Here is a 6,514-nt window from a genome sequence, read left to right as displayed (position 1 = left end):
CGCTGTAGATCGCCCCGTCGACCAGCGCGAAACAAACCGGGACGATGTTCGGCTGCCCGCCCCGGTCCACCGTGGCGAGCCGCCCAACCCGCTGCTGATCGAGAAAGCGCGCCTCCTCAGGCGTCAACGCCACGGCCCCCTCAGCGCTGGGCGAGCTGCTCCAGCATGCGGAGCTGCGGGTCTATAGGCGTTTCGACGAACCCGAAATCGAAGAACACGTGCGTCAGGCCCATTCCCTCCGCCCGGGTGAGGTCATCGCGGATCTGTTGCGCGTTCCCGCTGAACGGTCCCCGGTCGTTTCCGAGGGGGGCGTCCGAGAGCTGATTGTTCGCTCGGACGACGAACTGCAGGGTGCTTGGATCGCGCCCCGCCGCGCGAGCCGCGTCGCGAAAACGCGTGACCATGTCCTGGAGCATGTCCCACCCGATCGCGATTGGATTCAGACCGTCGGCGATGCGCGCGGCCCGTTCGATCGCCGCGGGGGCGAATGCGCCGACGAGGATCGGCGGCCCGCCGGGCTGGACCGGCTTCGGCCCGATCTCCGACTCGGGAATCTGATAGTGACGCCCGGCGAAGCTTACGGGGTCCGGTCCCCAGACGGCCCGCATGGCGCGAATGAATTCCTCAAACCCCGCCCCCCGGCGCTTCGGCGGAACGTTGGCGGTGATGAACTCGTCTTCCGACCACCCCTGTCCCAATCCCACAACGACGCGGCCGCCGCTGAAACGGTCCAGCGTAGCCAGTCGGCGCGCGAGGACGACCGGCACGTGGAACAAAGCATCAAGGACGCTGGTCCCCAGCTTGAGTCGCGTGGTCTGAGACGCGACGTAGCTGAGCGTCTCGATCGGGTCATAGACGATGCGATACGGCTCTGGCCATGGGGCGCCCGGCACGCCACCGTAACCGGAACGTGGATGGGTCGGGCGAAGGAGCCGCTCCTGCACCCAGACGGACGCGTACCCCAGGCGCTCCGCCTCACGAGCGACCCGCGAGATTGCCTCTGGCGACGCGTGTCGTCCCCATTGCGGCAGCGCGATACCGATGTCCATCGTTGTCCCCCTCTCGACGCATTTGACAGGTCCATGCCGCCGATCTGGCGCGGCGCTGGCGGTTCGCGGCCAGCACGTCCATTTTCATGCGTTCCGCTCCTCGGCGCCAGCGAGTATGATCGGTCGCAGCGGCCCCGAACCGGTCGTGTGACCGCGCAATCCGTCGGAAAGTCGCGAGATCCGCGGCCGCCGTGCGTCGGAGGTGGGAATGCACCCAATCATTCGCCGAGCGCTGCTCGCGGCAGCGGTCCTCCTCGCCGCGTGCGCGCCTTCACCCAAGGCTACGACGGCGCCCCAAGCGTCGGTTGGCGGCGATCCTCGGTCGCCAAAGGTACTCACGATCGCCATCCAGACCGAGCTGAAAGGCTTTCTCATCGACTACACACAGGAGTCGAAGGGGATCGGCGGCGTCAGCCAACCGCCGCCCATCGCGCACGACTTCCTCCTCGCCGACGACGGCCTCGGTAATTTCACGCCGCGGCTCGCCGCCGAGCGCCCCTCCGTCGAGAACGGGTTATGGGTCCTGAATCCCGACGGCAGCATGGAGATGACCTGGAAGCTGCGTCCAAACATCGAGTGGCACGATGGCGTTGCTTTCACCGCGGACGACCTCGTATTTTCCGGCACGGTGTGCCGCGATCCCGAGATCCCGTGCGTCGTGCGTTCGAACTTGAAGGCGATGGATTCGCTGTCGGCGCCGGATCCCCGCACGCTCGTCGTGCGCTGGTCCGCCCCGTACGCGAACGCGGACCAGGCCGAGGGCCTGACGCCCCTCCCAAAGCACCTCCTCGAAGACCTGTACCAGAGCGATAAGGCGAATCTCGTGACGAGCCCGCGATTCAGCACGGAGTTCGTCGGCCTGGGCCCCTATCGCCTCGTCCGCTGGGAGCCCGGCTCGCACCTCCAATTTGCCCGCTTCGGCGACTACTACCTGGGGCGCCCGCCCTTGGACCAAGTATTCGTCCGATTTCTCGGCGACCCGAACACCATGGTCGCCGCGATTCTCTCCGGCGCTGTCGACGTCGTCCTTCCCCTCGGCGTCTCCCTCGATCAGGCGCTCGAGGTGAGAGATCGGTGGCAGGGAACGGGGAATCAGGTGCTCTTCGGCCAGAGCATGGTGCTCTATTCGCTGTACTTCCAGCTCCGCCCGGACCTCGCGCGGCCACCTTCCGGCGTCGTCAACCCTGTCGTTCGCCGCGGCATCTACCACGCGATCGACCGCGCCCAGGTCATCGACGCCGGGCTCGCGGGCGTGCCCCCGCCTGCCGATAGCTGGGTGTCCCCGAAGGACCCGCTCCGACCCCAGCTGGAAAGTGCGATCCCCCAGTACCCGTTCGACGTCGCTCGCGCACAGTCACTGCTCGCGGACGGAGACTGGGCCCGAGGGGGTGATGGCGTGCTCGTGCACCAGGGGTTCGGAGATCGCTTCGAGCTGGAGATCTCCGCGGCGCCGCGACAGGACGCGCAGCGGATGCAGGCCGTCATGCGCGAGGAGTTCAAGCAGGTCGGAATCGACGCGACGATCTTCAATTTCCCCGCCCAGCTCGCCTCTGATAACGAGATGCGCTCGACGCGCCCCGGCGTCACGATCAACGGAACCGGCGCGGCGGCCTTCTTCACGTCGACCTTGCACTCGCGAAGCATCCCCGGGCCGGAGAACCGATGGGGCGGGAGTAACTGGGGTGCGTACAGCAACCCCCGAGCGGATGCGCTCCTCGAACAGCTCGGCGCCACTATCCCCGTGGCCGAGCGCGTCCCGATGCAGCGCGAGCTGCTCCAGATCATCCTGGGAGACGTTGCCCTGGCACCGCTCTACTGGAACGTGGCGCCGGTTCTCGCCCTGGAAGGTGTGACCGGCATTCCAGCAGGAGGCGGGCCCGCGCAGACCTGGAACTTTTTCGAATGGGACAAACGATAGTCGACGGCGACGGAGAGCTGCGATGCTGAGCAAAGAAGACAACGACACGATCTGTCGGGTGGGACCAGGGACCCCGATGGGTGACGTGATGCGTCAATACTGGGTACCGGCGCTGGCGGCCAGCGAGCTGCCCGCGCCTGACTGCGCGCCCGTCCGGGTGAAGCTGCTGGGCGAGGAGCTGATCGCCTTCCGGGACGTGGCTGGCCGGGTCGGTCTCCTGGGGAACCATTGTCCGCACCGGGGCGCTTCGCTGTTTTTCGGCAGAAACGAGCAGGCGGGCCTCCGCTGCGTGTACCACGGGTGGAAATTCGACGTCACCGGCGCGTGCGTCGACATGCCCAACGAGCCGCCGGAGAGCAACTTCAAGTCGAAGGTGCGAGCGACAGCCTATCCCTGCCGCGAGCGGGGCGGCGTTATCTGGGCGTACATGGGGCCGCGGTCGTCACCGCCGTCGCTTCCGGACATCGAGCCCAACATGCTTCCCGATGGAGACTACACGGTCGGCGTCACCATGCGGAGCTGCAACTGGCTCCAGGGGCTCGAGGGGGACATCGACACGAGCCACCTGCAGATCCTCCATCAAGGCTCCATGAAGCCAGAGGACGTTCGGCCGGGCACCATGGCGTTCTATGGCCTGGCCGACCGCGCCCCCCGCTATCAGGTTGTCGACGTACCGGGTGGAACCATGTACGGGGCCTATCGACCCGCGGGCGACAGCGCATATTACTGGCGCATCGCCCTGTTCCTCTTCCCCTTCTACTCGCTGATCCCGACCGGCCTGCTCGGTCACCAGGTGCAGGTGCGCGCCTGGGTTCCAATGGACGACGAGCACATGATGTTCTTCTCCATGGCGAAGCGCGGCGCCGGCAGCGCGCCGCCGCGGGCGGATGGGGGCGGGCAGCTCCGAGCTACGACACCCGACGGCCGCACCCCTCGCGGCGGACTCCGGTATCACCCCAACGGAACCGGCTGGTACGATCGGTTTCGGCTCGTGCAGGACCTCGACAACGACTACTTGATCGATCGCGCCCAGCAGCGCAGCAACGGGAGTTTCACGGGAATCGCTGGAATCCCGGTCCAGGACGCGGCGGCGACCGAGGGGATGGGCGCCATTGCCGATCGCAGCCAGGAGCACCTCGTAAGCAGCGACGCGATGATCATCCGCACGCGCCGGCGCTTGTTGGAGGCGGCACGCGCGCTACGCGAGCGCGGTCAAGCGCCGCCCGGCGTCGACGAGCCCGAAGTCTATAGCGTGCGCTCGGGCGGCGTGATTCTCCCGCGCGACGCGGACTGGATCGCTGCGACCGCGGACTTGCGGAAGGCCTTTATCGATCACCCTGGCCTTGATCTCTCGATCGTCGGCGACGATTCCTGAGCCTATCCCGTCAACCGACCGCGGCGAGCTGATGGGTCGTGACTTCGGGAATCTGGCTCTTCCAGTCCCGGCCCTTCGAGACGAGCCCGCTCACCAGATAGAGGTCGTCGTAACTGATCGGATCCTCGCCGTCCCGAGTGATCGCGGGCGGCCGTCGACCCTCCTGCAATGCCCGAACCGCGTCGAGGTAGTAGCGGCGGAGAGCCACGACCTGCGTATCCGTCACCCCGAGGTGCTCGTTCTCGCGGTCGGAGATCGCCCCCATCGTCTCGGTCATGGCGGCGTCCTGGAATGGTGCGCTTGCGTCGATCCCGCTGAAGACGATCTTGCGACGTTGCTTCTCACGATCGATGCCGTAGTCGTTGGCGCGCGTCAAAAGCTTGCGGCCGTCGGGCGTCAGGAACTGGGCGTTGTTGTCCCAATCGGCGCGATTCATCGGAAGCGTCCGCTGCACCGATATGAAGAAGCGGCGCGTGGTGTAGTCGTCCATCGGCACTTCTGTATTGATGGTGAATCCGTCGAGCTTGTCGCCCAAGCTTTGCCCGTTGGGAAGCGCCGTGTAGACGGGCATGATGAAGGTGTTCGTCCGGATGAACTCATAGCCATCCTCCGCCGGATAGCGGACGACGGCGCGGACTCCCCACTGCGTGGGCTCGATGTCCAAGACCGGCGGGTTGCTCTGCGTTCGATAGCGCCGAACCGCCCCCTGCTGGCCCACGCGCGCGTGCAAGAAGCCAGAGTGGGTGCTGTCGACGTTGCCCTCCTGCGTTTGCAGCCAGTTGCACTCGTTGATCATCTTGCTGCGGACGAAGACCCGCTCCGTGGGCATGGTTACCCACGGATAATTGGGAAGGGCCGGCATCTCCTCCCTGGGTCCCATGTACGCGTAGATGAGCCCGTTTGCCTCTCGGCACGGGTAGGCGCGCTGCCGGACGTGGTAGCGGATCATGCTCTCGCGGGGCTCGACCGGCGTATCGACGATCGTCCCGCTCACGTCGTACTTCCAGCCGTGGTAGACGCACCGGAGACCGCCCTCCTCGTTTCGGCCATAGAAGAGCGACGCGCGACGGTGGGCGCACTTCTCCGCGATGAGCCCGACTCGTCCCTCGGAGTCGCGAAACGCGACCAGGTCCTCGCCGAGGAGACGAACGCGGACGGGGGGACAATCCGGCTCCGGAATCTCGACGGTCGTGAGGGCTGGGAGCCAATAGCGACGGAACAGCTCGCCCATCGGCGTGCCCGGACCCACCCGGCAGAGCAGCTCGTTCTCCTCAACGGTCAACATGGTTCACCTCCAGTGATCGTTCATCGCCGTCTGTCACACGCCGGGCGTGGCTGGCACGCGGCGGGAAGCGCAACCGTGGCCACGACGAGCAGCAGACGCCGGCCCACGGTGCACATCAAACGCCTCCTTCCGCGCGAGCCTACACCGGGTTCGTGCATGCATGGTAGACTGCGCTCCGCGCGCCCTAAGCGACGGTGCACCGCAGGTCGTTCCACACGAGCGCAGCATAGTGCGAAGGCGGGAACCGCGTCAAAGCGCAACGCTGGCGGCGACGTGTACGGAGCTGTGGGGCACGTGGTAAGCTGATCCATGATGAAAGCCGCGTGAAGACGCGGCGAGCGATGGGAGAGAAAGCGGGTGACTCAGTGGAAGTAAGCGCACGACCGGGTGAGGCGTTCGAAAGCCTGTTGCGGCGGTTCAAGCAGGGCGTCGAGCGCGGCGGCATTCTCGGCGATTACAAGCGGCACCAAACCTTTATGAGCCGCGGCGAGAAGGCCCGCGCGAAAGCGAAGCGAGCCGAGCGCAAGCGCCGCACCCGGATGGCCCGCCGCCCGTCCTAAACAGCGCGCTCGCCCCGAGCGCGCGTCTCGTCGATTCGACTTCTCACGGCATGTGAATCGCGCACGCGCAAGCGGCGACGCGCGCCGTGGCCCCCTAGCAGCTCACTCCCGGCAATCATGCCCGTACGGTCCGGTAGGGCTGCGCCTCGTTTTGTGCCGCGGTCCGCGTCCGACCGTGGCCGGACGCGGGTGATGCGCCAACAGATGGTATCCACTCCAAGGGCCAAGGCGGACGCTGACGTCGTCGAGTAAGAACGGGATAGGGAAGCGGATGGCCTCGTCGATGTTCGGCAGTTCGGCTTTGAGGGCGGCATACGGGGTGCGATA

Annotated in this window: 6 protein-coding genes; 3 read left to right on the top strand and 3 right to left on the bottom strand. The window is 66.5% G+C overall.

Annotated features, from left to right (window positions below):
- Together VFC51_08160 and VFC51_08155 are read right to left on the bottom strand one after the other, a co-directional pair.
- Positions 1 to 133: pyridoxamine 5'-phosphate oxidase family protein (locus VFC51_08160; GenBank protein HZT06991.1), on the bottom strand; the 133-nt coding region annotated here is incomplete at its 3' end.
- A gap of 7 nt (positions 134 to 140) precedes the next feature.
- Positions 141 to 1,049, bottom strand: coding sequence for a TIGR03619 family F420-dependent LLM class oxidoreductase (locus tag VFC51_08155; protein HZT06990.1), 909 nt, complete (start codon positions 1,047 to 1,049; stop codon positions 141 to 143).
- 208 nt (positions 1,050 to 1,257) lie between these two features.
- Here VFC51_08155 and VFC51_08150 point away from each other — a divergent pair, with 208 nt between their 5' ends.
- Both VFC51_08150 and VFC51_08145 read left to right on the top strand, forming a co-directional pair.
- A complete protein-coding gene (locus tag VFC51_08150) occupies positions 1,258 to 2,967 on the top strand; it encodes a peptide ABC transporter substrate-binding protein (protein ID HZT06989.1) in 1,710 nt (569 codons plus the stop codon).
- 22 nt (positions 2,968 to 2,989) lie between these two features.
- A complete protein-coding gene (locus VFC51_08145) occupies positions 2,990 to 4,342 on the top strand; it encodes a Rieske 2Fe-2S domain-containing protein (protein HZT06988.1) in 1,353 nt (450 codons plus the stop codon).
- A 10-nt stretch (positions 4,343 to 4,352) separates the two neighbouring features.
- Here the strand turns inward: VFC51_08145 and VFC51_08140 are convergent, their stop codons facing one another.
- The gene (locus tag VFC51_08140) at positions 4,353 to 5,627 is read right to left on the bottom strand and encodes a Rieske 2Fe-2S domain-containing protein (GenBank protein HZT06987.1); all 1,275 of its coding nucleotides are present in this window, start codon (positions 5,625 to 5,627) and stop codon (positions 4,353 to 4,355) included.
- A 341-nt stretch (positions 5,628 to 5,968) separates the two neighbouring features.
- Between VFC51_08140 and rpsU the strand changes: the two genes are divergently transcribed.
- The gene (rpsU, locus tag VFC51_08135) at positions 5,969 to 6,187 is read left to right on the top strand and encodes a 30S ribosomal protein S21 (protein HZT06986.1); all 219 of its coding nucleotides are present in this window, start codon (positions 5,969 to 5,971) and stop codon (positions 6,185 to 6,187) included.
- The last annotated feature ends 327 nt before the right edge of the window (positions 6,188 to 6,514 follow it).

The sequence above is a fragment of the Chloroflexota bacterium genome, from assembly GCA_035652535.1.
Taxonomy (GTDB): Bacteria; Chloroflexota; UBA6077; order UBA6077; family SHYK01; genus DASRDP01.
Note: the sequence above shows the minus strand (reverse complement) of the source record. Positions and strands in the feature narration are given on the sequence as shown.